The organism is Phaeovulum sp. W22_SRMD_FR3, from assembly GCF_052113705.1.
GTDB lineage: Bacteria > Pseudomonadota > Alphaproteobacteria > Rhodobacterales > Rhodobacteraceae > JBGQOG01.
Genome location: NZ_JBGQOG010000016.1, coordinates 1 through 20,717, shown reverse-complemented (window position 1 = coordinate 20,717; position 20,717 = coordinate 1). Strand labels below are relative to the sequence as shown.

Below are 20,717 nucleotides of genomic sequence, written 5' to 3'. Positions count from 1 at the left end.
AGCCCGGCCGCGACCGGCCTGTTGGTGGCCCTTATCGGCACATTTGGCGGCCCGGATCGACGGAGGGTCCAGCACCCGCCCCGGGGTCAGGCGCGGGTCGGGGCGTCGGGCAGATGGATCCGCGCCACCTGTTCCGCAATCGGATCCACCGAGAGCGGGTGCATGGCGTTCTCATGACTTTGCGGGTCGCCCAGAGGCTGCCAGGCGCCGCCCTTGAAGATTTCCAAGGCGGAGAAGTTCGCCTTATAGCCCATTTTGCGGCTGCCGGGCACCCAATAGCCCAGATAGACATAGGGCAATTTGGCCCGCCGGGCGATGTCGACATGGTCGAGGATCAGATAGGTGCCCAGAGAATCTTCAATCCGGTCAGGCTCATAGAAGCTGTAGACCATCGACACACCGTCATCGAGCACATCGGTCAGGCAGACGGCCGCCAGCGGACGCGGCTGGCCGGGCGCGGTTTCGGCGCTCTGGCTGCGGTACTCAACGACGCGGCTTTTCACCGGCGTCTCTTCGATCATCGCGGCGAATTCGAAAATATCCATGTCGGACATGCCGCCATCGGCGTGGCGGCTGTCGAGATAGCGGCGGAACAGCTGGAACTGCTCTTCCGTGGCCCAGGGGCTGGTGGCGGTGCGTTTGAGATCGGCATTGCGCTTGAGCGTGCGGCGCTGGCTGCGCGAGGGGACGAAATCTGCCACCCGGATCCGCGCCGACATACAGGCCGCGCAATCGGCGCAAGAGGGGCGATAGAGCACGTTTTGCGACCGGCGAAACCCTTGACGCGACAGGGTATTGTTCAGCTTGTCCGCACCTTCGCCCTGCAATGCGGTGAACAGCTTACGCTCTGCCCGCCCATCGAGATAGGGGCAGGGCTGGGGAGCCGTCACATAAAACTGCGGGGCAAGCGGAAGGGAATGGCGCATCATCGCTGTGGGGCTGGGAATGTCGTGACAGGCTAGCAACTTCACGCCCTGCCGCCAAGTCCTTTACGGGGGGAAGTGTCACAGGGTTGAGAAGAAAACCCCGCCCCGGGGAGGCGGGGCGGGGCTGCGCCCTTGCGGGCGGATCAGACGGGCGGGGCCCGGGGGGAGGCGCCCCGCACCATCTGTGCGGCCTCGGCGCGGTGCCGGGTCCTCAGTACTGCGCACCACGCTCCGTCGGGGCGGGCGGCACATCGGGGGTGTCCGAGGCGGCAGCATGGGCGCGCTCGTCCAGATACTGGTCGAATTCGGCCTTGTCGCGGCTTTCGCGCAGGCGGGCGAGGAAGGCTTCGAATTCGCCCTGTTCCCGCTCAAGCCGCGCGAGGGTGTCGGCTTTATAGGCGTCGAAAGCGGCATTGCCGGTGCTGCTGCTGCGCATGCCACAGCCGCGGAAAGCCGGGTGATCATAGCGGTGGGCGCGGTGAGATTTCGAGAACATGCGTTTACTCCAGATCATATAGGCCAGAAGGGCGAGGCCGAGGGGCCAGACAAAGATGAAACCCAGTACCATCAGGGCGATCCAGGCACCGCGGCCGCGGGCGTCAAGCCAGCTTTCGGTTTTCGAGAACCAGCCGCGCGGACCCGATCCGGCGGTAGCATGGGGGATGTAGGTATCGGACATGGGCGAACTCCGTTGGTCGCGTTGCAGGGATCGTCAGGCGTGGCGGCGAATGTAAATGCCTTTCACATGAACCAAGATCGGCATCGCGGGCCTTCAGGTCAAGGGGCATGTGAATGTTTTTTACATTGACCGGCGGTTCCACGCCCGCCTTGGCACGAATGGTGCAGAATTATTCCGTGAAATCAGCCAGTTCGGCGCCGGTGATGCGGTGAAGATCGGCGGGGGCAATGGCGAAAATATGCTGCGGCGTACCCGCGGCGGCCCAGATTTGCGTGAAATCCATCAGGCGCGGATCCAGATAACTGCGGACAGGTGTGAGATGGCCAAGGGGCGCAACGCCGCCGATGGCAAAGCCGGTGACGGCGCGGATCAGCGCGGCATCCGCCTTGCCCAGCGCCTCGCCCGCCACCGCGCTGGCCTTGTCGGCCGAGACCCGGTTGCCGCCTGCGGTGACGAAAAGCACCACCTCGCCGCTGGTCTCGCCGCGAAAGATGATGGATTTCGCGATCTGGTCGACAGTACAGCCCGCGGCTTCGGCGGCCTGTTCGGCTGTGCGGGTTTGCGCACCGGTGGTGATGATCTCGACCTCTATCCCGCTGGTTTTCAGAGCGGTTTCAACGCGTTTCAGGCTCTTGCTCATGTGAAGTCTCTCGCGGTTTCTGTCGGATCTGGCGATTGTGGCGGCGGCGGATGCCTCCGGCGGGGATATTTGCTACGAAGCAATTGGCGAAGGCAAGCGCAAGCTGGGGTCGGTCGGGGGACTGTGGGGCTGTGGGCGGCCGATTGACCTTGGCTTTGGGCGCTGTAGGCTGGCGGCATGAATTTTGCATCCCGCCTGACCCGCCAGCCGATTGCCGTTGACCTGCCGCGCGCCGAAGAGGTGGCGGCGGCCTGGGCCGATCTGCCCCCCGAAACCCGCGGGCTGTTGGCGGGCACTGCCGGCTGCAGCCCCTATCTGGCGGGGCTGATCGCGCGCGAGGCGGATTGGCTGCGCCCGGTGCTGAGTGGCGCGCCCGAGGATGCGTTGCCGCAGATCTGGGCCGCGATGGAGGCTTTGCCGCTGGACCAGCTGTCGACCGGGCTGCGGCAGGCGAAACGGCGGGTGGCCCTCTTGGCGGCGCTGGCCGATCTCGGCGGCGTCTGGCCGCTGGAGGCGGTGACGGGCGCGTTGACAGAGCTGGCGGACCGCGCCGTGCACCTGTCGATGGTGCGGCTGGTGGCCGATGAGATCCGCCGCGGCAAATTGCCGGGGGCCGGGCCCGAGGATGCGGCGGTGGCGGGCGGGATGGTGTCGCTTGCCATGGGCAAGATGGGCGCGGGAGAGCTGAACTATTCCTCGGACATCGACCTCATCTGTCTTTTTGACGAGACGCGCTATGCGCCCGATGAACAGATGGAGGCGCGGGCGGTCTTCATCCGGGTCGCGCGCAAGATGACGGCGCTGCTCTCGGACATGACCGCCGAGGGCTATGTGTTTCGCAGCGATCTGCGGTTGCGGCCGGATGCGGGGTCAACGCCGGTCTGCCTCTCGATGGCGGCGGCCGAGGCCTATTATGAGGCCGAGGGCCGCACCTGGGAGCGGGCGGCCTATATCAAGGCGCGGCCCTGCGGCGGCGATCTGGATGCCGGGGCGCGGTTTTTGCAGGGGCTGACGCCCTTTGTCTGGCGCAAGCATCTGGACTTCGCCGCCATTCAGGATGCGCATGACATGCGGCTGCGCATCCGCGACCACAAGGGGCTGAACGGGCCGCTGCGGCTGCCGGGGCATAACATGAAGCTGGGTCAGGGTGGCATCCGTGAGATTGAGTTCTTCACCCAGACCCGGCAGCTGATCGCCGGGGGGCGCGACCCCGATCTGCGCGACCGCACCACCTGTGGCGGTCTGGCGGTGCTGGCGGAAAAGGGCTGGGTGCCGCCGGAGGTTGCCACGGAACTGACCGATCATTACCGCGCGCACCGCGAGGTGGAGCACCGGATCCAGATGGTCAACGACCAGCAGACGCATCTTTTGCCGCAAAGCGAGGAGGGGATCGACCGCATCGCCCGGATGATGGGGGCGGGCGATACCGCTGAATGGCGGCGCGATCTTCTGGCGCGGCTGGAGGCGGTGGAGGCGCTGACCGGCGGCTTCTTCGCGCCCGGTGAGGCGGCGGCACGGCCCGAGATTTCCGCCACCGCGCGCAAGCTGGTCGATGGCTGGCGCGGCTATCCGGCATTGCGCTCGAACCGCGCGGCGCAGATCTTCAAACGGGTCGAGCCGGAGTTCCTCCGCCGCATGTCCCGCGCCGCCAACCCGGAGGAGGCCCTGCGGCAGTTCGATGGATTCCTGTCGCGTCTGCCCGCCGGGGTGCAGCTCTTCTCGCTCTTTGAGGCGCATCCGCCGCTGATCGATCTGATCGTCGATATCTGCGGCACGGCGCCGGGGCTGGCCGCCTATCTTGCGCGCAATGCCAGCGTGCTCGATGCGGTGCTGGGCGGGAGTTTCTTTGCGCCCTGGCCGGGGGAAGTGGCGCTGACGGCGACATTGGCGGCGGCGCTGGAGGCTGAGCCCGACTATGAAAAGCGGCTGGACACCGCGCGGCGCTGGTCGAAGGAATGGCATTTCCGCATCGGGGTGCATCACCTGAGGGGCATCGCGGATGCCGCTGAAATCGCGAAACAATATTCGGATCTGGCCTCGGCGGCGGTGGCGGCGCTCTGGCCGGTGGTGCGGGCGGAATTCGCGCGCAAACATGGGGATTGCCCGGGGCGTGGCGCGGTGGTCGTGGGCATGGGCAGCCTGGGGGCCGGGCGGCTGAACGCGGCCTCTGACCTCGATCTGATCGTGATCTATGACCCCGATGGGGTGGACATGTCAGAGGGGCCGCGCCCGCTGGCCGCGCGCGCCTATTATGCGCGGCTGACACAGGCTCTGGTCACCGCGGTGTCGGCGCCGATGGCCGAGGGGCGGCTTTATGAGGTGGATATGCGGCTGCGGCCCTCGGGGCGGCAGGGGCCAGTGGCGACCTCGATCGAATCCTTCCGCAGCTATCAGATGGAAGAGGCCTGGACCTGGGAGCATCTGGCGCTGACCCGGGCGCGGGTAGTGGCGGGGCCTGCCGATCTGGCCGAGGAGGTCGAGGCGGCGCGGCTGGCCGTGCTCGCGGCCAAGGGCGGTGGCGCGCGTGTGATGGCGGATCTGGCCGAGATGCGGGCGCGGATATTTGCCGCGAAAGCGCCGGACGGGGCCTGGGAGGCGAAGATCGGGCCGGGGCGGTTGCAGGACATCGAACTCCTCGCGCAGAGCTTCGCGCTGCGTGCAGCCGCGCCCGCGCGGCGGGTTGAGGCGCAGCTGCGTCTGGGCGCGCGGCATGGCTTTGTCACGCGCGAGGAGGAGGCGGCGCTGACCTCGGCCTATCGGTTCCTCTGGCGCCTGCAGGCGGGCGGGCGGCTCTTGACCGACAAGCCGCTGGACATGCAGCAGATCGGCGAGGGCGCGCGGGCGTTCCTGCTGCGCGAGGCGGATGCGCCGGATCTGGCGGCGTTAGAGTCGCGTTTGACGCAGACGACGCAGACGGTGGCCGCCATCGTGGAGGTTGCGCTTGCAGCAGCAGGCCCGGGGGAAGAGGCGGCGTCGATATGAGTCTGGACGGGGCGATGGATCTGGCGGCGGCGGACCCGAAGGGGCTGATCCGCGAAAGCTACCGGATTGAGGGGATCACGGCAGAGGAATGCCGCTCGATCTTTCTGGATTGGGCTTTGTCGCTGGCGGCGGGGATTGTGCCCGCCGAGGCGAGCGCGCGGCTGATCACCGCCTATGCCACGGGACAGGAGGCGCATCCGATGACGGCGGTCCTGCGCGCGGGCCTTACTGCGCCGGGGCGTGGGCAACGGCGCGGCGGACGCGCTGCGCGGGTGCCGCAGGAGGGATAATTTCCCCATCGTTCTCGGGCGCTACGCGCTGTACTTCATCTGACAAAAAAAGGGCGGCCAGAGCCGCCCTTTTGGTATTTCCGGTAAGGGTCCAGCGCGTCAGACCACCACCGCCGCCCCCATCGTCGAGGGGCCGACATGGGCGCGGAAGGCGGCAAAGAGGTCGCGGCCAATGCCGGTCTGATGCGCCGAAAGATCGGCCACCACGGCGGGGCGGGCCTCAAAGCCCGGCGTCAGGCAGCTCAGCTCGCCGGAGACCGCATCGAGCCGCAGAATGTCGCCATCCTGAATCTTCGCCAGCGGTCCGCCATCGGCGGCCTCCGGGCTGACATGGATCGCGGCGGGGACCTTGCCGCTCGCGCCCGACATCCGGCCATCGGTGACCAGCGCCACCCGCAGCCCGCGCTCTTGCAGCACGCTGAGCGTCGGCGTCAGCGAATGCAACTCGGGCATGCCGCAGGCGCGGGGGCCCTGGAAGCGCACAACGACAATGGTGTCGCTGGTGAATTCACCGCGTTTGAAGGCGGCGCGCACATCGTTCTGGTCGTGGAAGACCCGGGCCGGGGCCTCGATCACATGCCGCTCGGGGGCGACTGCGGAGATCTTGATGACCCCGCGCCCGAGATTGCCGGTCAGCTGCTTCAGCCCGCCATTGGCGGAGAAACCGGCGCTGGCGGGGCGCAGGATCTTGTCGTTCAGCGATTCCGTCGCGCCCTCGGTCCAGACCAGCTCGCCGTCGATCAGCTTCGGCTCGCGGGTGTAATGCTCCATCCCGTCGCCGGCGATGGTGCGGGCATCCTCGTGCAACAGCCCCGCGCGCAGCAGCTGGCCGATCATATAGCCAAGCCCGCCCGCCGCGTGGAAATGGTTCACATCGGCCAGACCGTTCGGATAGACCTTGGCCATCAAGGGCACCACATCCGAGATCGTGTCGAAATCCTCGAGGTCGAGGATGATCCCGGCGGCGCGCGCCATCGCGGGGAGGTGCAGCACGAGGTTGGTCGAGCCGCCGGTGGCCATCAGCCCGACGATGCCGTTGACGAACGCTCGCTCATCCAGGATCTCGCCCGCCGGACGGTAATCATTGCCGAGCGCGGTGATCTCGGCCGCACGCCGCGTGCCCGCTACGGTAAGAGCGTCGCGCAAGGGTGTGTTCGGATTGACAAAACTCGATCCCGGCAGATGCAGGCCCATGAATTCCATCAGCATCTGATTGGTGTTGGCGGTGCCGTAGAAGGTGCAGGTGCCCGGCCCGTGATAGGCGGCCATCTCGGCGGCCATCAGCGCCTCGCGACCGACTTCGCCGGTGGCAAACTTTTGCCGTACCTTGCCCTTTTCGTCATTGGCCAGACCCGAGGTCATTGGCCCCGCGGGCAGAAAGACCGCCGGGATATGGCCGAAACTCGCCGCCGCCATCACCAGCCCCGGCACGATCTTGTCGCAGACGCCGAGGTAGATCGAGCTGTCAAAGGTGTTGTGGCTCATCGCGACGCCCGCCGCGAGGGCGATCACATCGCGCGAGAAAAGGCTGAGCTCCATCCCGGCCTGACCTTGGGTCACGCCATCGCACATCGCGGGCACGCCGCCCGCCACCTGCGCGGTGGCGCCGGACTCGCGGGCAATGCGGCGGATCAGTTCGGGATAGTGTTCATAGGGCTGATGCGCCGAGAGCATATCGTTATAGGCGGTGACAATGCCGATATTGGGAACGCGCCCGGCGGCCAGCGCCTCTTTGTCGACGCCCATCGCCGCATAGGCATGGGCCTGATTGCCGCAGGCGAGGTGGCCGCGCGCGGGCCCCGCGTCGCCCGCCGCGCGGATCCGGTCGAGATAGGCACCGCGAACCTCTTGCGAGCGGGCACGGATCCGGTCGGTGACGCGGGCAAGGGTGGGATGAAGGGCCATGATATCCTCAGAGATTGGGAAGCTTTGTCGCTGCATCAGCTGTGATGGGGAGACTATACTCCGTTAGCGCTAACAATGCAAGGACGCGGCCGATAAAACTGTGCCTTTCGCGCGCTGCGGGCAACAATTGGGCCGGTTACCGCGCAATTGATCTTAATTTTCCCTTAATTTGCCACAGTTGGCCGCGAAACCACGGGGCAACGCGGCCAGAAGGCCCGCCCTGTAGGAGAGACTGTCATGAACACATCGCTTCAGAAGACCGGCCGGAGTGTTGCGGGCCTGATCCTGGCCCTGCTGGTGGCGGGTTGTGCCGCGAATGAGACCACCTCGCGCGCCATCGGCACGCCGTTTGACGATCTGTCGGCACCGCGCGTTGCCAGCTCGGGTCTGGCGAATGGCACGGTGGCGCAGCCGTCCTATGCCGTGCAAAAGGTGGTGGTGACGGTGCCCGAGACGCTGAAAGTGTCCGAGGCCAATCTCTATCTGCCCATCGCCGACATCGTCTGGCGCGGTGATCCGCGTGGCGATCGCTATCAGCAGGTGCACAAGATCGTCGAGGACGCGGCCCTTGATGCCACCCGCGGCATGAACAAGGGCCCGGCAGCGATTGTGGAAATTCAGCTGACGCGCTTTCATGCGCTGACGGAAAAGGCGCGCTTCACCATCGGCGGCACCCATGCGGTGCATTTCAACCTGACCGTCCGCGATGCCAAAACCGGCGCCATTCTGGAGGGGCCGCGCAAGGTGCGCGCAGACATCCACGCCGCGGGCGGGGCGCGGGCGCTGGAGGAAGAGGCACAGGGGCTGACGCAAAAGGTGGTGATTTCCCGGCATCTGACCGATGTGATCCGTGCCGAGTTGTCGCATCGGGTGCAGATGGCGCCCGACGCCCTGAGCGCGCTGACGCTGCCTGCCAGCAGCGCCGCGCTCTGACCCGCTGGTTTTCCGCCACACCCGTTGCTCCGGGGCCCGCGGCGGAAAACCGGTGACGGTATGCCGACTGTGCGGGTGGGGCGGCGGAAAACCGGTGCCACCACGCCGTGCTTTCAAATCCGGGCAAGAGCGGGTAGAGGGGGCGAAAGCCCTTTTGCCGTTTGAAAGTCCAGGTCCGAACATGTCCGACACACAGATCCCCGCCGACAAGCCGATGGCCACCGTCCGTCTGCGTCCCTCTGCCGAGGCGCGCGCCATTCGCCACGGTTTTCCCTGGATCTATGCCGATGAGCTGGTCGTCGACCGGCGCACGCAAGCGCTCGCCCCCGGCACCATCGCGCGGCTGGAGGACAGCGAGCGGCGCTTCATGGGCACGGTGACCGTCAATCCGAAATCCAAGATCATTTGCCGGATGCTGGACCGCGCCGAGGGCGCGGTGATCAATCAGGACTGGATCGCGGGCCGTATCGCCCGGGCGCAGGACATGCGGGCGCGTCTGTTTGAGGCGCCCTATTACCGCCTCGTCCATGCCGAATCCGACGGGCTGCCCGGGGTGATCATTGACCGTTTCGGCGATCTCGCGGTGATCCAGCCGAACGCCGCCTGGGCCGAGGACCATCTGGAGATGCTGGCCGCCGCCCTGGTGCAGGTGACCGGCGTCACCACCATCGTGAAAAACGGCTCTGGCCGGGCGCGGGGGCTTGAGGGGCTGGTGGAAGAGACCATCGTCCTGCAGGGCGCGGTGAACGGTCCGGTGCCGGTGCCGATGAACGGCGCCACCTATATGGCCGATGTGCTCGGCGGGCAGAAAACCGGGATCTTCTTTGATCAGCGCCCGAACCACGCCTTTGCCGCCCGTCTGGCCAAGGGCGCGCGGGTGCTCGATGTCTTCTCGCATGTCGGCGGCTTTGGTCTCGCCGCCTTGGCGGGCGGGGCGGAAAGCACGCTTTGCGTTGACGGCTCGGCTCCGGCGCTGGCGCTGGCCACCGAAGGCGCGGCGGCCATGGGCATGTCGGAGAAATTCGCCACCCGTCAGGGCGATGCTTTCGCGGTGATGGAGGCTTTGGCCGCCGAGGGCGCGCAATTTGACGTCATCGTCTGCGATCCGCCGGCCTTTGCGCCCTCGAAACAGGCGCTGGTCGCGGGTCTGCGCGCCTATGAACGGGTGGCGCGTCTGGCGGCGCCGCTGGTGGCACCGGGCGGTTATCTCGGCCTCTGCTCCTGCTCGCATGCTGCCGATCTGACGCAGTTCCGCAACTCTTCCGCGCGCGGCATTGGCCGTGGCGGCCGTCGCTCGCAGCTGATCCACACCGGGCAGGCGGGCCCCGATCACCCGATGCTGCCGCAGCTGGCCGAGAGCGGCTATCTCAAGGCGCTGTTCTTCCGGCTGGATGGCTGATCCATGCGGGCGCTGCTCGATGCCTGCGTCCTCTATCCCACCGTGCTGCGCGAGATATTGATCGGCGCGGCGCGGGCGGGGCTCTATGAGCCGCTCTGGTCCGAGCGGATTCTGGAGGAATGGGCGCGGGCAGCGGCGCGGCACGGCGCGGGCGATGAGGTGATCGCGCGCGGGCAGGTGGCGCTTTTGAAGGCGTATTTCCCGAAAGCCAGCGTGCCACCGCGCGCGGGGCTAGAGGCGCGGCTGCATTTGCCCGATGAGAATGACATCCATGTGCTGGCGGCGGCGATCGCGGGCAGCGCCGACCAGCTCATCACGCAAAATGCGCAGGATTTTCCGCGCCATACGCTGCTCAGCGAAGGCATCATCCGCGCCGATGCCGATGGGTTCTTGTGGGAGCTGTGGTCTGGTGCCCCCGACACAATGGCCGCGGTGGTGGAGGCGGTGCGCGCCGAGGCCGAGCGGCTCTCGGGCCAGCCGCAACCGCTTCGGGCATTTCTGAAACGCACGAAATTGCCGCGTCTGGCCAAGGCGCTGGCCCCCGCGGGCACCGCCTGATGCTGGGGTTTTTCACCGCCGCCGAGGCCGAAGGCGATGCGCTTTTGCGCGATCTGGCGGCGGTATTGCAGGCCGCCGGCACCCCGGTGCTCGGCATGGTGCAATATTCAGAAGATCCCGAAGCCACCGGCTGCGATCCCTGCACCATGGGGCTGCGGTTTTTGCCCGAAGGCGATGAAATGCTGATCTCGCAGCCCTTGGGGCCGCTCGCCACCGGCTGCCGCCTTGATGCGGGGGCGCTGGAAATGGCCGTGGCACGTGTCACCGCGGCCTTTGAGGCCGCCGAGGCCGCGCCGGGCGGCTTTCAGGGCGTGCTCCTCCTCAATAAATTCGGACGGCAAGAGGCGCTGGGGCGGGGATGTCGCGCGCTTCTGGCGCGCGCGTCCCTGTCGGGGGCGCGGGTGGTGATTTCCGTCCCGGCCGCGCAACGGGCGGCTTTTGACGCCTTTGCCGAAGATCTGGCCGTGGAATGGCCCGCCGATCTGACGGCGCTCTCGCGCATTCTGCACGCGGCGGCGGGGCCCTGCGCGATGGATGCCGAAACTTAGGGCATTCGCTGCGCCGCAGCGGCTTTCTTGCCCGCGCTGCTGGCCCCCGTCCGATTGCGGTGCTAGACTTTGGCGGAGCATGCGGTTAGAACGGTGTCGTTAGCGCTAACAAGCCGCATCTGACATCTGTTAACGGAGCACCTCATGGTATCGCGCGTCATTCCGGTCGAGCCTTTTGATCTGGTGATTTTTGGGGCGACCGGCGATCTCGCCCGCCGCAAGATCCTTCCCGGTCTTTATCGGCGCCATCTGGCCGGGCAATTGCCCGATAATGCCCGCATCATCGGCGCGGCGCGTTCGGAGATGGATGACGCCGGTTTCCGCGACCTCGCGCTCAAGGCGCTTGAGGAATTCGTGGCGAAAAACAAGCGCGTACAATCCGACATTGATGCATTTCTTGCCCGTCTGGCCTATGTGGCGATTGACGCGACGGGCGAGGGCGGCTGGGCCACGCTGAAGGAACGGATGCAGCCCGATGTGATCCGCGCCTTTTATTTCTCGGTCGCGCCCTCGCTCTTTGGCGATATCGCGGAACGGCTTTGCCTGCATGGTATCGCGGGCCCCGACAGCCGCATCGTGGTGGAGAAACCCTTTGGCCGCGATCTGGCCACCGCCAAGGCGCTGAACAAGATCCTCGCGACGCATTTCGCCGAAAGCCAGATCTACCGCATCGACCATTACCTCGGCAAAGAGACGGTGCAGAACCTGATGGCGGTGCGTTTCGCCAATATCCTGTTCGAGCCTTTGTGGAACGCGCAATACATCGACCATGTGCAGATCACTGTGGCCGAGACGGTGGGCGTTGAAGGGCGCGGCAGCTATTACGACAAATCCGGCGCCATCCGCGATATGGTGCAGAACCATATGATGCAGCTGCTCTGTCTGATCGCGATGGAGCCGCCCTATCACTTTGACCCCGACGCGGTGCGCGACGAAAAGCTGAAGGTGATCCGTGCGCTTCTGCCGGTGGGGCCGGAAGATATCGTGCGCGGCCAATATGCGGGCCGCAAGGGCGAGGGCTATCTCAAGGATTCCGAAAACCCCGCCAGCCGCACCGAAAGCTATGTGGCGCTCAAGGTGCAGGTGGCCAACTGGCGCTGGCAGGGCACGCCCTTCTATCTGCGCACCGGCAAAAAGCTGCGCGGCCGTGCCAGCGAAATCGCCATTACCTTCAAAGAGCCGCCGCATTCGATCTTTGACGATGCCGAGGGCTGGCGCGAAAACCAGCTGGTGATCCGGTTGCAACCCGATGAGGGGATGAACCTCAAGGTGATGATCAAGGAACCGGGGCCGGGCGGCATGCGCCTGACGCAGGTGCCGCTGGACATGTCCTTCGCCGAGGCTTTGGGCGATGAGGGCACCGATATGCCCGACGCTTATGAGCGGCTGATCATGGATGTGATCCGTGGCAATCAAACGCTCTTCATGCGCGGCGATGAGGTCGAGGCGGCCTGGGCCTGGACCGATCCGATCATCAACGCCTGGGAGGCGCGGACCGAGCGGCCGCAGGCCTATGACGAAGGCTCCTCCGGGCCGGAAGACGCGCTGATGCTGATGCACCGCGACGGGCGCCGCTGGCGGGAGATCCGCTGATGGAATTCATCGCCTATCCCGACCGCGAGGCGCTGATGATGGGCCTGGCCCACCGGATCGGTGCCGAACTTGGCGAGGTTCTGCGCGCCACCGGCCGCGCCGCGCTCTCGGTGCCCGGGGGCACCACGCCGGGGCCGGTGTTTGACATGCTCTCGGCCGCCCCGATTGACTGGGCGAATGTCGCGGTCTTTCTGAACGATGAACGCTGGGTGCCCGAAAGCTCGCCGCGCTCGAACACCGCGCTTTTGCGGGCGCGGCTGTTGCAGGACAAGGCCGCCGCCGCCACGCTGATCCCGATGGTTTCTGAGGCGGAGGCCCCCGAGGGCGCGCTGGAGGCTTTGGCGGATGGCATTGCGCCGCATCTGCCGATCTCGGTCCTCCTGCTGGGCATGGGCGCCGATATGCACACCGCCAGCCTGTTTCCCGGCGCTGATCGTCTGGCCGAGGGGTTGGCCCCGGACGCGCCGCTCCTCCTGCCGATGCGCGCCGAAGCCGCTGGCGAGCCGCGCATCACCCTGACCGCGCCCGCGCTGACCTCGGCGCTGCACATCCATATCCTGATCACCGGCCCCGAAAAGCGCGCGGCGCTGGAGCGGGCGGTGAAGCTCTCCCCGAGTGAGGCGCCGGTGGCCCTCGTTCTTCCCCACGCCACGATTCATTGGGCAGAATAACATGACCATCTGGAACGAATTGACCGCTTTGCAGGCCGCCTCGGCGGATCGCCCGATCCTGGATCTTTTTGCCGATCCGGCCCGTGCGGCAGATTTCACGGCCACCGCCTGCGGGCTGGTTCTGGATTACTCCAAAACCAATATCGACGCCGCGACGCGCGCCGCGCTGATCGCGCTCGCCACCGAAAAAGGCGTGGCGGAAAAACGCGAGGCGATGTTCACCGGCGCCAAGATCAACGAAACCGAAGACCGCGCCGTGCTGCACACCGCGCTGCGCAATCTGGCGGGCAGCGTTGTGGTCGACGGGCAGGATGTGATGCCCGAGGTGCGCGCGACCCATGCGCGGATGGCGGCCTTTTGCGCCGATGTGCGCGCCGGGCGCTACACGGGGCAGGGCGGCAAGATCACCGATGTGGTGAACATCGGCATCGGCGGTTCCGACCTCGGTCCGGCCATGGCCTGCCTCGCGCTGGCACCCTATCACGACGGGCCGCGCTGCCATTTCGTCTCCAACGTCGATGGCGCGCATGTGCATGACGTGCTGGCGGTGCTGAACCCGGAAACCACGCTGGTGATCATCGCCTCCAAAACCTTCACCACGATCGAGACGATGACCAATGCCGAAACGGCGCGGCGCTGGATGGCCTCCAAGGTCGCGAATCCGGGCGCGCAATTCGCCGCCGTCTCCACCTCGGCCGAGCGCACCGCCGCCTTCGGCATCGCGCCCGAGCGGGTCTTTGGCTTTGAGGATTGGGTGGGCGGCCGCTATTCGATGTGGGGGCCGATCGGCCTGTCGCTGATGCTGGCCATTGGCGATGCGGCGTTCGAGGAATTCCTCGGCGGCGCGCTGGCGATGGACAATCATTTCCGCACCGCCCCGTTCGAGCAGAACCTGCCGGTGCTGCTGGCGCTGGTGGGGCTGTGGAACAACCAGTTCTGCGGCTATGCCACCCGCGCGGTTTTGCCCTATGACCAGCGCCTCTCGCGGCTGCCCGCCTATCTCCAGCAACTGGAAATGGAGAGCAACGGTAAACGCGTCAGCATGGATGGCGCCGATTTGCCCCATAATTCGGGACCGGTGGTCTGGGGCGAGCCCGGCACCAATGGCCAGCACGCCTTCTATCAGCTGATCCATCAGGGCACGCGGGTCATTCCGTGCGAGTTCTTGCTGGCCGCAGAAGGGCATGAGCCGGATCTGGGACATCAGCACCTTCTCCTCGCCGCCAATTGCCTCGCGCAGTCCGAGGCGCTGCTGCGCGGCCGTTCGCTCGCGGAAGCCACGGAGATCATGACGAAAAAAGGTCTGACCGGCGCAGATCTCGACCGGCAAGCGCGCCACCGCGTCTTCCCGGGGAACCGGCCCTCGACCACGTTGCTCTATCCGAAACTCACCCCGGCCAGCTTTGGCGCGATCATCGCGCTCTATGAACAACGGGTGTTTGTGGAGGGGGTTATTCTCGGGATCAACAGCTTTGACCAATGGGGTGTTGAGCTGGGCAAGGAGCTGGCGCTGGCGCTGGCACCCGTCCTTGAAGGGAAATCCGAAGGGCTGGGCAAAGATGCCTCCACCTTGTCCCTCGCCGCCAAAATCCGCACATTGCGCGGCTGAGAGGGCGGAAGCCTCCGGCGGGGATATTTGTAACGAAGCAATCGGCTGGTTTGGGTCAAAAAACCTTCAGCTTGCTTCGTGGAAAATATCCCGGGGGGTGCTTCGCAGAAGCAGGGGGGCAGCGCCCCCCTTTTTCGTCTTCACACCGCGCTGTCCGTCCGGGGCCGCATCACCAGCCAGATCAGCGCGCCGCCCGCCAGCACAAGGAAGGGCAGCATCGCCATATTGACGGCGGCCCAGCCCGCCTGCGGGGTGCCCCCCGAGCAGTTCATCAGCCCGCCCGACGAGAGCGAGGCCAGAAAGACGCCGCCGAAGACCACGAAATCATTCAGGCCCTGCATGCGGCCGCGTTCGGCGGGGCTGTGCGCACGGGCCAGCATCGCGGTCGCACCGATAAAGCCAAAGTTCCAGCCAATGCCCAAAAGTACCAGCGTCAGATAGAAATGCATGAGATCGACACCGCTCAGCGCCACCGCGCCCGCGGCCGCGAGAATCGCGAGGCCGATCCCCACGATCTTCTCGGTGCCAAAGCGCGCGATCAGATGGCCGGTGAAGAAGCTGGGGATGTACATTGCGAGCACGTGCGAGGACACCACATGCGTCGCGTCTGCCAGCTGAAAGCCGCAGCCCACCACCGCCAGCGGCGTTGAGGTCATCACCAGATTCATCAGCGCATAGGAGACCATGCCGCAGATCATCGCCACCACGATGCGCGGATCGCGCAGAAGCGCGCGGCGGCTGCGGCCTTCCATCGCAGCGCCTTTGACCCGCTGCACCGGGCGCGGAATGTCGAGGAAAGCAAACAGGATCGGGCCCAGCGCATTCAGGGCGATGATCGCCAGATAGGCACCCAGAAACGGCACCACCAAGGCGGTTGCGGTCAGCGTGACCAGCTGCGGTCCGATCAGCGCCGAGACGAGGCCCCCGGCCATGACCATCGAGATGGCTTTGGGCTGAAAGGCGGGGCTGGCGGTATCGGCGGCGGCAAAGCGGTAAAAACCCTGTGCCGACATATAGATGCCCGTGAAGAACGAGCCAAAGAGGAAGAGCGGAAACGAGCCGAGATAGAGCGCGCGCGCCGCAATGGCCGCGCCAAGGGCCCCCGCCGCCACCGCCAGCAAAAAGCCTGCCCGCCGGCCGTAGCGCTGCATCAGCGCCGACATCGGCTGTGCCGCGAGGACCGAGCCGAGGATGATCATCGAGATCGGCAGCGTCGCAAAACAGGGGTTGGAGGCAAGGCTTTGTCCGGCCAGGGCCCCGATGGTGAAGATCATCGGCATCTGCGCGCCGAGCACCGCCTGAGCGATCGCCAGCACCACAACATTGCGGCGGGCACGGGCATCGCTTTGCGGCGCGGGCACAGAATCGTCGGGGGTCTGGTGTGTATCGCTCATGCGGTAAGCCGTAGCCTGCGCCGCCGCAGCTGGGAAGAGGCCTCCTGCGCGGCGTTTTGGCGCCAAAGCGGTTTTTCCGGGCCGGTGGCGGCTGATGCGCGCGGGCGGGACGGGTGCGGGGCGGGTGCGGGGCGAGTTCGGGCCGGGGGGCGGCATGACGCCGGGGCGGGGCGCTCCGAGGGGGCTGGCGGGCCGCGCGGGGATGCGGCAGACTGCGCGGATGATCGGGAAAATATTGACCACAACGGATGATCTGGAGGCGGGGGCGGCGGCGCTGGCCGCGCTGGAGCCGCGTTTCGGGCTGGCCCGCGCGGCTGCGGGCCCTTTGCCGTTGCGCCGGCGCCCGGATGGCTTTGCCGCGCTGCGCGATGCGATCATCGGCCAGCAGGTCTCGGTCGCCTCGGCGCGCGCGATCCGGGGGCGGCTGGAGGAGGCGGGCTTTGTCTGTTGCGACAGCGTGGCGGCTGCGGGGGACGAGGCTCTGCGCGCCTGCGGCCTCTCGCGGCAAAAGATCCGTTATGTCACCGCCCTTGCGCAGGCGGGGATTGATTTCGATGCCCTGCGCGAGCTGCCGAATGAGGCGGTGATCGCGACGCTGATCCCCTTGCCGGGGATCGGGCGCTGGACCTGCGAGATGTATCTGATGTTTGCGCTGGGGCGGGCGGATGTGTTCGCCCCTGACGATCTGGCACTGGCCGAATCCGCGCGGGTGTTGTTTGACCTGCCCGACCGGCCGCGCCCCAAGGCCTTTGCCGCCATGGCCGAGGCCTGGTCGCCCTGGCGCTCGGTCGCCGCCCAGATCCTCTGGGCCTATTATCATGTCGCCAAAGGACGCGAAGGAACCCTATGACCCGCACGCTGAACACCGCCCGCAAAGAACCGCTTTCGGGCAAGACCCGCTCGGCGGTGGTTTTCCTGCATGGCTATGGTGCCGATGGCGCCGATCTGCTGGGGCTGGCCGATCCGCTTGGCGGGCATCTTAAAGACACGCTGTTTCTGGCCCCCGATGCGCCCGAGCGGTGCCAAGGCAATCCCTTCGGGCGGCAGTGGTTCCCGATCCCCTGGCTTGATGGCTCCTCCGAGGCGCAGGCGGCCGAGGGGCTGGCACGGGCGGCGGCGGATCTGAACGCCTTCTTGGATGCGCTGATGGTCGAAACCGGGCTGAGCGCCGACCGCATCGCGATCATCGGCTTTTCGCAGGGCACGATGATGGCGTTGGAGGTGGCCCCGCGCCGGGCCGCAGCTTTGGCGGGGGTCGTGGCCTTCTCGGGCCGTCTTTTACGCCCCGAGGCGCTTGGCGAGGTGAAAAGCAAACCGCCGGTCCTGCTGATCCATGGCGATGCCGATCCGGTGGTGCCGTTCGAGGATATGGGCAAGGCCGGTGATGCGCTGGTGACCGCCGGATTTGAGGTGTATGGCCATGTGATGAAGGGCACCGGACATGGGATCGCGCCCGATGGCCTCACCGTCGCGCTCACTTTCCTGCGCGAACGGCTCTACGGCTGAAGCGGCGCGGGCCCGCCGCGCGTCGGGCGACGCGGTCCCGCGCGCGGGGGGGCGCAGAAGCGGCGCGGGATAGGCCGGATGCTGCCAGAACAGGCGGCGCGCGCCATCGTCACCCGTTTGTCATCGCCCTGCGCTAAACACAGGGCAGCATCGCAGATTGCGGGGCTTGTCAGAGACGATCCGCCATATATAGTTAAGGGAAGCTGGGGCGGGATCCCCGCTCTGCGCGACCCTTGCACAGGCGGGGTGAAGACGGAGTGACCCATGCCGAATGACCGATACCCAATGCAGCGCGACCGGACCGCCGAACAGGCGGCGCCGAGGGCGTTTGCGGGCCGACAGAGGCCGCAGACCGGGCAGAGCTGGCGCCGCCAGCCCGCGCCCAATGACCATGCGAGCAGTCCTCGCATGAGGCGGCCGCAGGCCCGCAGTCCGCAGATCCTTGCGCTTCTGCCGAGCCTGGGGACCCGCCTGCCGATCCTGTCTGACCTGTCTTGTCCGCGCGTGTGCTTCACGCGCTTTTTTTATGCCCGGCGTCCCGCCTCCGCGGCGCGCCGGATCGGGGGTGCCGCATGACGATGAATGTGGGCAACCTGCGCACCCTGGTGTTGAATGCCGATATGCAGCCGCTCAGCTGGGCGCCGCTCTCGGTCTGGAACTGGAAAGATGCCTTTGTCGCCGTGCATCAGGACCGGGTGCTGCAGATCAAGACCTATGAGGATATCCTCGTTCATTCGGTGAATGAGACTTATGAGGTGCCCTCGGTCGTGGCGCTGAAACGCTACCGCAAGCGTAAAAGGGTGGCCTTCACCCGCTACAACCTTTTCGTGCGCGATCAGTTCACCTGCCAGTATTGCGGCGAGCGGTTCTGTTCCAAGGATCTCACCTTTGATCATGTCATTCCGCGCTCGCGCGGGGGGACCGCGAGCTGGACGAACATTGTGGCCAGTTGCCAGTATGACAATCTGCGCAAGGCCAACCACACGCCGCGCGAGGCGGGGATGAAGCTGATCCGGCCGCCGTTTGAACCCTCCCCCTATGAGCTGGACGGGCTGGCCCGCAGCCTCGCCCGGGCCGAGGACCAGCTGCACCAGACCTGGATGGATTACCTCTACTGGGGCAGCGAACTCGAAAGCTGAGCCCTTTGCGGAGGGTGGATTGTAAAGGGAAGCATAGTTTTCACCACAGAGGGCGTTCTGCTTCAATGGTGGAAGCATCGGTTTCACCAGCGGGCGGGTTTGTTGGTTATGCGCGCGGGCAACCTGGGCTAATGGGATGAACTGCCGGCTGACCAAACCGCTGCTGTTGTGGCGGATATCGGTGGAGTGTGGGGCGGGGCACCGTTGCTGCCGACTGGGGCAGAGGTCTTCCCGTTCAGGGCAAAGGTTTTGCAAGCCGTTGATTTGATGAGGCCGCCTTCGGGCAGTATTTGCTTTTGACGGAGCCCTGCAGTTTCAGCGCACCACCGGCATCAATTACTCTAGCGCGGAGACAGTAGACTCCAGCCTGAAGGGACTGCGCGTCTATAGGGCCGAGGCGGGCGGCCCTACGGTGAAGGTTGCGCCGCCGCCAGGTCCGAAACGCTACTGGACGCGGCGCGGGCTGGCGGACTGGCTGATCGCCCGGATGGCCGAGCCGGTCCCGACCATCGCGGGGACCGACCATACCTTCTCAATCCCGGAAGCCTCTTTCAACCGCCAGCTTCTGCCGCATGACTGCGACAGCGTCCTTGATGATCTCCATGCTCATTGGCCGATGGGTTGGAAGAGCCTCTGTGTCGCCTTGTCCGGACGGGGCGACGGACCTTGCCTCACGCCGAGGAGGCGAGACGCGCTGGCGCCGTCGGGGGCTCTGTTGCACCAAGCCTGTGAGGAGTTTATCTCGTGAATCCAGCGTGATAGCTGAGATGCATGAGCAGACACATATCCCCGACTTACAAGACCAGGAACTGGCCAGCATACAAAGAAGCGCTCAAGCGCCGGGGCTCGCTGACGATCTGGTTCGATCCCGAGATGAGCTGGGAGGCCGCGCCGACCGGCAAACGTGGTCGGCAGCAGACCTACAGCGATACCGCCATCCAAACATGCCTGACGATGAAGGTTCTGTTCGGCATGCGTTCCCAGGCGAAGGTCAGCTGAAACCAGATGACGAAGAGCTTCGCAGCCTAAGACGTGAGGTTGCAAAGCTGAAAGCGGAGCGCGACATACTAAAAAGAGCCGCAGCCTGCTTCGCCAGGGAACATCTGTGATGTTTGGGTTTGTCGCGAAGCACCGAGGGGTTTGGCCGGTCAGCTGGATGTGTGACGCGCTCGGTGTGTCACGAAGCGGGTTCCATGCGTGGCTGACACGACCACGCAGCGCCCGTTCGACTCGGGACGAACTGCTCGGTGCCGCTGTCAGGGCGAGCTTTGCACGAGCTGATCGGACCTATGGCGCGCGCCGCGTTTGGCATGACGTCCTTGCTGAGGGCTTTGAATGTGGTCTGCACGGCATTGAACGGTTGATGCAAATGAATGCTCTCAGAGCGCGCCCGCGCCGCCGTCAGCTCCCAAAAGATAGGGGCGAGCGATCTGTTATTGCGCCAAGTGTGCTTGAGCGTGAATTTGAAGCTGACGGCCCAAACCAAAAATGGGTTGCTGACTTCACTTACATCTGGACTGCGGAAGGTTGGCTTTATGTGGCTGTGGTCATTGATTTGTTCTCACGGCGTGTCGTTGGTTGGTCGATGAAAGATGCCATGACGGCTCAGATGGTGACTGACGCTCTCATGATGGCCGTCTGGCGCAGAGGGCGACCCAAAGAACTGCTGCATCATTCGGATCAGGGCAGCCAAGGCGGATTCAACCGGTCGTCGCAACACCCTGATCTCGGAGGTGTTGATGATGACGGGAAGAAGGAAGTCGGAGCGCTCGACAAGGCGTAAATTGTGCTCGCCAGGCCGACCGCCAGTCTGGCAGCGTGAGCTGAGCTGCTGCCGGTTTCGTGGACAGCAGGTTAAGCTAGCATATCGCGGGCCTCGAACTCCATCGGGCTGAGGTAGCCCAGTTTTGAATGCCTGCGCCGAGGGTTGTAGAAGCGCTCGATG

At 65.8% G+C, this 20,717-nt stretch carries 18 protein-coding genes and 2 pseudogenes; 14 read left to right on the top strand and 6 right to left on the bottom strand.

Annotated features, from left to right (window positions below; translation table 11 throughout):
* Positions 1-86 precede the first annotated feature (86 nt).
* The 3 genes from ACEN2S_RS17265 to ACEN2S_RS17255 all read right to left on the bottom strand — a co-directional run bounded on the left by ACEN2S_RS17265 (position 87) and on the right by ACEN2S_RS17255 (position 2,245).
* Positions 87-926: an arginyltransferase gene (locus tag ACEN2S_RS17265; RefSeq protein ID WP_441868180.1), complete on the bottom strand. Its 840-nt coding sequence runs from the start codon at positions 924-926 to the stop codon at positions 87-89.
* 211 nt (positions 927-1,137) lie between these two features.
* Positions 1,138-1,605 (bottom strand): DUF2852 domain-containing protein, encoded by a 468-nt coding sequence (locus tag ACEN2S_RS17260; RefSeq protein WP_441868178.1) that lies wholly within the window; start codon positions 1,603-1,605, stop codon positions 1,138-1,140.
* 169 nt (positions 1,606-1,774) lie between these two features.
* Entirely contained in the window at positions 1,775-2,245 is a 471-nt protein-coding gene (locus ACEN2S_RS17255; protein WP_441868176.1) for a YbaK/EbsC family protein, read from the bottom strand.
* Positions 2,246-2,422: 177 nt separating this feature from the next.
* On the opposite strand from ACEN2S_RS17255, the gene ACEN2S_RS17250 reads away from it, so the two are divergent.
* Together ACEN2S_RS17250 and ACEN2S_RS17245 are read left to right on the top strand one after the other, a co-directional pair.
* The gene (locus tag ACEN2S_RS17250) at positions 2,423-5,227 is read left to right on the top strand and encodes a glutamine-synthetase adenylyltransferase (RefSeq protein ID WP_441868174.1); all 2,805 of its coding nucleotides are present in this window, start codon (positions 2,423-2,425) and stop codon (positions 5,225-5,227) included.
* 14 nt (positions 5,228-5,241) lie between these two features.
* Positions 5,242-5,517 (top strand): hypothetical protein, encoded by a 276-nt coding sequence (locus tag ACEN2S_RS17245; protein ID WP_441868401.1) that lies wholly within the window; start codon positions 5,242-5,244, stop codon positions 5,515-5,517.
* Between the two features lie 99 nt (positions 5,518-5,616).
* Here the strand turns inward: ACEN2S_RS17245 and edd are convergent, their stop codons facing one another.
* On the bottom strand, positions 5,617-7,422 hold the full coding sequence (gene edd / locus ACEN2S_RS17240; protein ID WP_441868172.1) for a phosphogluconate dehydratase: 1,806 nt from the start codon (positions 7,420-7,422) through the stop codon (positions 5,617-5,619).
* A gap of 237 nt (positions 7,423-7,659) precedes the next feature.
* Between edd and ACEN2S_RS17235 the strand changes: the two genes are divergently transcribed.
* From ACEN2S_RS17235 to pgi, 7 genes are all read left to right on the top strand, one after another.
* Positions 7,660-8,355, top strand: coding sequence for a DUF6778 family protein (locus tag ACEN2S_RS17235; protein ID WP_441868170.1), 696 nt, complete (start codon positions 7,660-7,662; stop codon positions 8,353-8,355).
* Between the two features lie 181 nt (positions 8,356-8,536).
* Positions 8,537-9,754, top strand: coding sequence for an RSP_2647 family RNA methyltransferase (locus ACEN2S_RS17230; RefSeq protein ID WP_441868168.1), 1,218 nt, complete (start codon positions 8,537-8,539; stop codon positions 9,752-9,754).
* Positions 9,755-9,757: 3 nt separating this feature from the next.
* Positions 9,758-10,312, top strand: coding sequence for an RSP_2648 family PIN domain-containing protein (locus tag ACEN2S_RS17225; RefSeq protein ID WP_441868166.1), 555 nt, complete (start codon positions 9,758-9,760; stop codon positions 10,310-10,312).
* Positions 10,312-10,860, top strand: coding sequence for a DUF2478 domain-containing protein (locus tag ACEN2S_RS17220; RefSeq protein ID WP_441868164.1), 549 nt, complete (start codon positions 10,312-10,314; stop codon positions 10,858-10,860). Before ACEN2S_RS17225 ends, ACEN2S_RS17220 begins: the two co-directional genes overlap by 1 nt.
* Before the next feature lie 144 nt (positions 10,861-11,004).
* On the top strand, positions 11,005-12,453 hold the full coding sequence (gene zwf / locus ACEN2S_RS17215; protein WP_441868162.1) for a glucose-6-phosphate dehydrogenase: 1,449 nt from the start codon (positions 11,005-11,007) through the stop codon (positions 12,451-12,453).
* Entirely contained in the window at positions 12,453-13,124 is a 672-nt protein-coding gene (pgl, locus tag ACEN2S_RS17210) for a 6-phosphogluconolactonase (protein WP_441868160.1), read from the top strand. Before zwf ends, pgl begins: the two co-directional genes overlap by 1 nt.
* A gap of 1 nt (position 13,125) precedes the next feature.
* Positions 13,126-14,733: a glucose-6-phosphate isomerase gene (gene pgi, locus ACEN2S_RS17205; RefSeq protein WP_441868158.1), complete on the top strand. Its 1,608-nt coding sequence runs from the start codon at positions 13,126-13,128 to the stop codon at positions 14,731-14,733.
* A 140-nt stretch (positions 14,734-14,873) separates the two neighbouring features.
* On the opposite strand, the gene ACEN2S_RS17200 is transcribed toward pgi, so the two are convergent.
* Complete coding sequence (locus tag ACEN2S_RS17200; protein WP_441868156.1) at positions 14,874-16,127, bottom strand: MFS transporter; 1,254 nt, start codon at positions 16,125-16,127, stop codon at positions 14,874-14,876.
* Positions 16,128-16,347: 220 nt separating this feature from the next.
* Between ACEN2S_RS17200 and ACEN2S_RS17195 the strand changes: the two genes are divergently transcribed.
* The 5 genes and pseudogenes from ACEN2S_RS17195 to ACEN2S_RS17175 all read left to right on the top strand — a co-directional run.
* Positions 16,348-16,977: a DNA-3-methyladenine glycosylase family protein gene (locus ACEN2S_RS17195; RefSeq protein WP_441868154.1), complete on the top strand. Its 630-nt coding sequence runs from the start codon at positions 16,348-16,350 to the stop codon at positions 16,975-16,977.
* Complete coding sequence (locus ACEN2S_RS17190) at positions 16,974-17,633, top strand: alpha/beta hydrolase (RefSeq protein WP_441868152.1); 660 nt, start codon at positions 16,974-16,976, stop codon at positions 17,631-17,633. The genes ACEN2S_RS17195 and ACEN2S_RS17190 overlap by 4 nt, the downstream gene beginning before the upstream one ends.
* A 572-nt stretch (positions 17,634-18,205) precedes the next feature.
* Positions 18,206-18,772: an HNH endonuclease gene (locus tag ACEN2S_RS17185; RefSeq protein WP_441868150.1), complete on the top strand. Its 567-nt coding sequence runs from the start codon at positions 18,206-18,208 to the stop codon at positions 18,770-18,772.
* A gap of 771 nt (positions 18,773-19,543) precedes the next feature.
* Positions 19,544-19,747, top strand: a pseudogene (locus ACEN2S_RS17180) (transposase); the annotation flags it as partial.
* Positions 19,744-20,465: pseudogene (locus ACEN2S_RS17175) on the top strand (IS3 family transposase); the annotation flags it as partial. The pseudogenes ACEN2S_RS17180 and ACEN2S_RS17175, both read left to right, overlap by 4 nt.
* 161 nt (positions 20,466-20,626) lie before the next feature.
* On the opposite strand, the gene ACEN2S_RS17170 reads toward ACEN2S_RS17175, so the two are convergent.
* On the bottom strand, positions 20,627-20,717 hold a 91-nt coding region (locus ACEN2S_RS17170; RefSeq protein WP_441868398.1), incomplete at its 5' end, for an IS3 family transposase.

Excerpts from the sequence above, each read along its gene's own strand:
- ACEN2S_RS17265 (WP_441868180.1), bottom strand. The coding sequence starts at position 926 with ATGCGCCATTCCCTTCCGCTTGCCCCGCAGTTTTATGTGACGGCTCCC.
- ACEN2S_RS17260 (WP_441868178.1), bottom strand. The coding sequence starts at position 1,605 with ATGTCCGATACCTACATCCCCCATGCTACCGCCGGATCGGGTCCGCGC.
- ACEN2S_RS17255 (WP_441868176.1), bottom strand. The coding sequence starts at position 2,245 with ATGAGCAAGAGCCTGAAACGCGTTGAAACCGCTCTGAAAACCAGCGGG.
- ACEN2S_RS17250 (WP_441868174.1), top strand. The coding sequence starts at position 2,423 with ATGAATTTTGCATCCCGCCTGACCCGCCAGCCGATTGCCGTTGACCTG.
- ACEN2S_RS17245 (WP_441868401.1), top strand. The coding sequence starts at position 5,242 with ATGGATCTGGCGGCGGCGGACCCGAAGGGGCTGATCCGCGAAAGCTAC.
- edd (WP_441868172.1), bottom strand. The coding sequence starts at position 7,422 with ATGGCCCTTCATCCCACCCTTGCCCGCGTCACCGACCGGATCCGTGCC.
- ACEN2S_RS17235 (WP_441868170.1), top strand. The coding sequence starts at position 7,660 with ATGAACACATCGCTTCAGAAGACCGGCCGGAGTGTTGCGGGCCTGATC.
- ACEN2S_RS17230 (WP_441868168.1), top strand. The coding sequence starts at position 8,537 with ATGTCCGACACACAGATCCCCGCCGACAAGCCGATGGCCACCGTCCGT.
- ACEN2S_RS17225 (WP_441868166.1), top strand. The coding sequence starts at position 9,758 with ATGCGGGCGCTGCTCGATGCCTGCGTCCTCTATCCCACCGTGCTGCGC.
- ACEN2S_RS17220 (WP_441868164.1), top strand. The coding sequence starts at position 10,312 with ATGCTGGGGTTTTTCACCGCCGCCGAGGCCGAAGGCGATGCGCTTTTG.
- zwf (WP_441868162.1), top strand. The coding sequence starts at position 11,005 with ATGGTATCGCGCGTCATTCCGGTCGAGCCTTTTGATCTGGTGATTTTT.
- pgl (WP_441868160.1), top strand. The coding sequence starts at position 12,453 with ATGGAATTCATCGCCTATCCCGACCGCGAGGCGCTGATGATGGGCCTG.
- pgi (WP_441868158.1), top strand. The coding sequence starts at position 13,126 with ATGACCATCTGGAACGAATTGACCGCTTTGCAGGCCGCCTCGGCGGAT.
- ACEN2S_RS17200 (WP_441868156.1), bottom strand. The coding sequence starts at position 16,127 with ATGAGCGATACACACCAGACCCCCGACGATTCTGTGCCCGCGCCGCAA.
- ACEN2S_RS17195 (WP_441868154.1), top strand. The coding sequence starts at position 16,348 with ATGATCGGGAAAATATTGACCACAACGGATGATCTGGAGGCGGGGGCG.
- ACEN2S_RS17190 (WP_441868152.1), top strand. The coding sequence starts at position 16,974 with ATGACCCGCACGCTGAACACCGCCCGCAAAGAACCGCTTTCGGGCAAG.
- ACEN2S_RS17185 (WP_441868150.1), top strand. The coding sequence starts at position 18,206 with ATGACGATGAATGTGGGCAACCTGCGCACCCTGGTGTTGAATGCCGAT.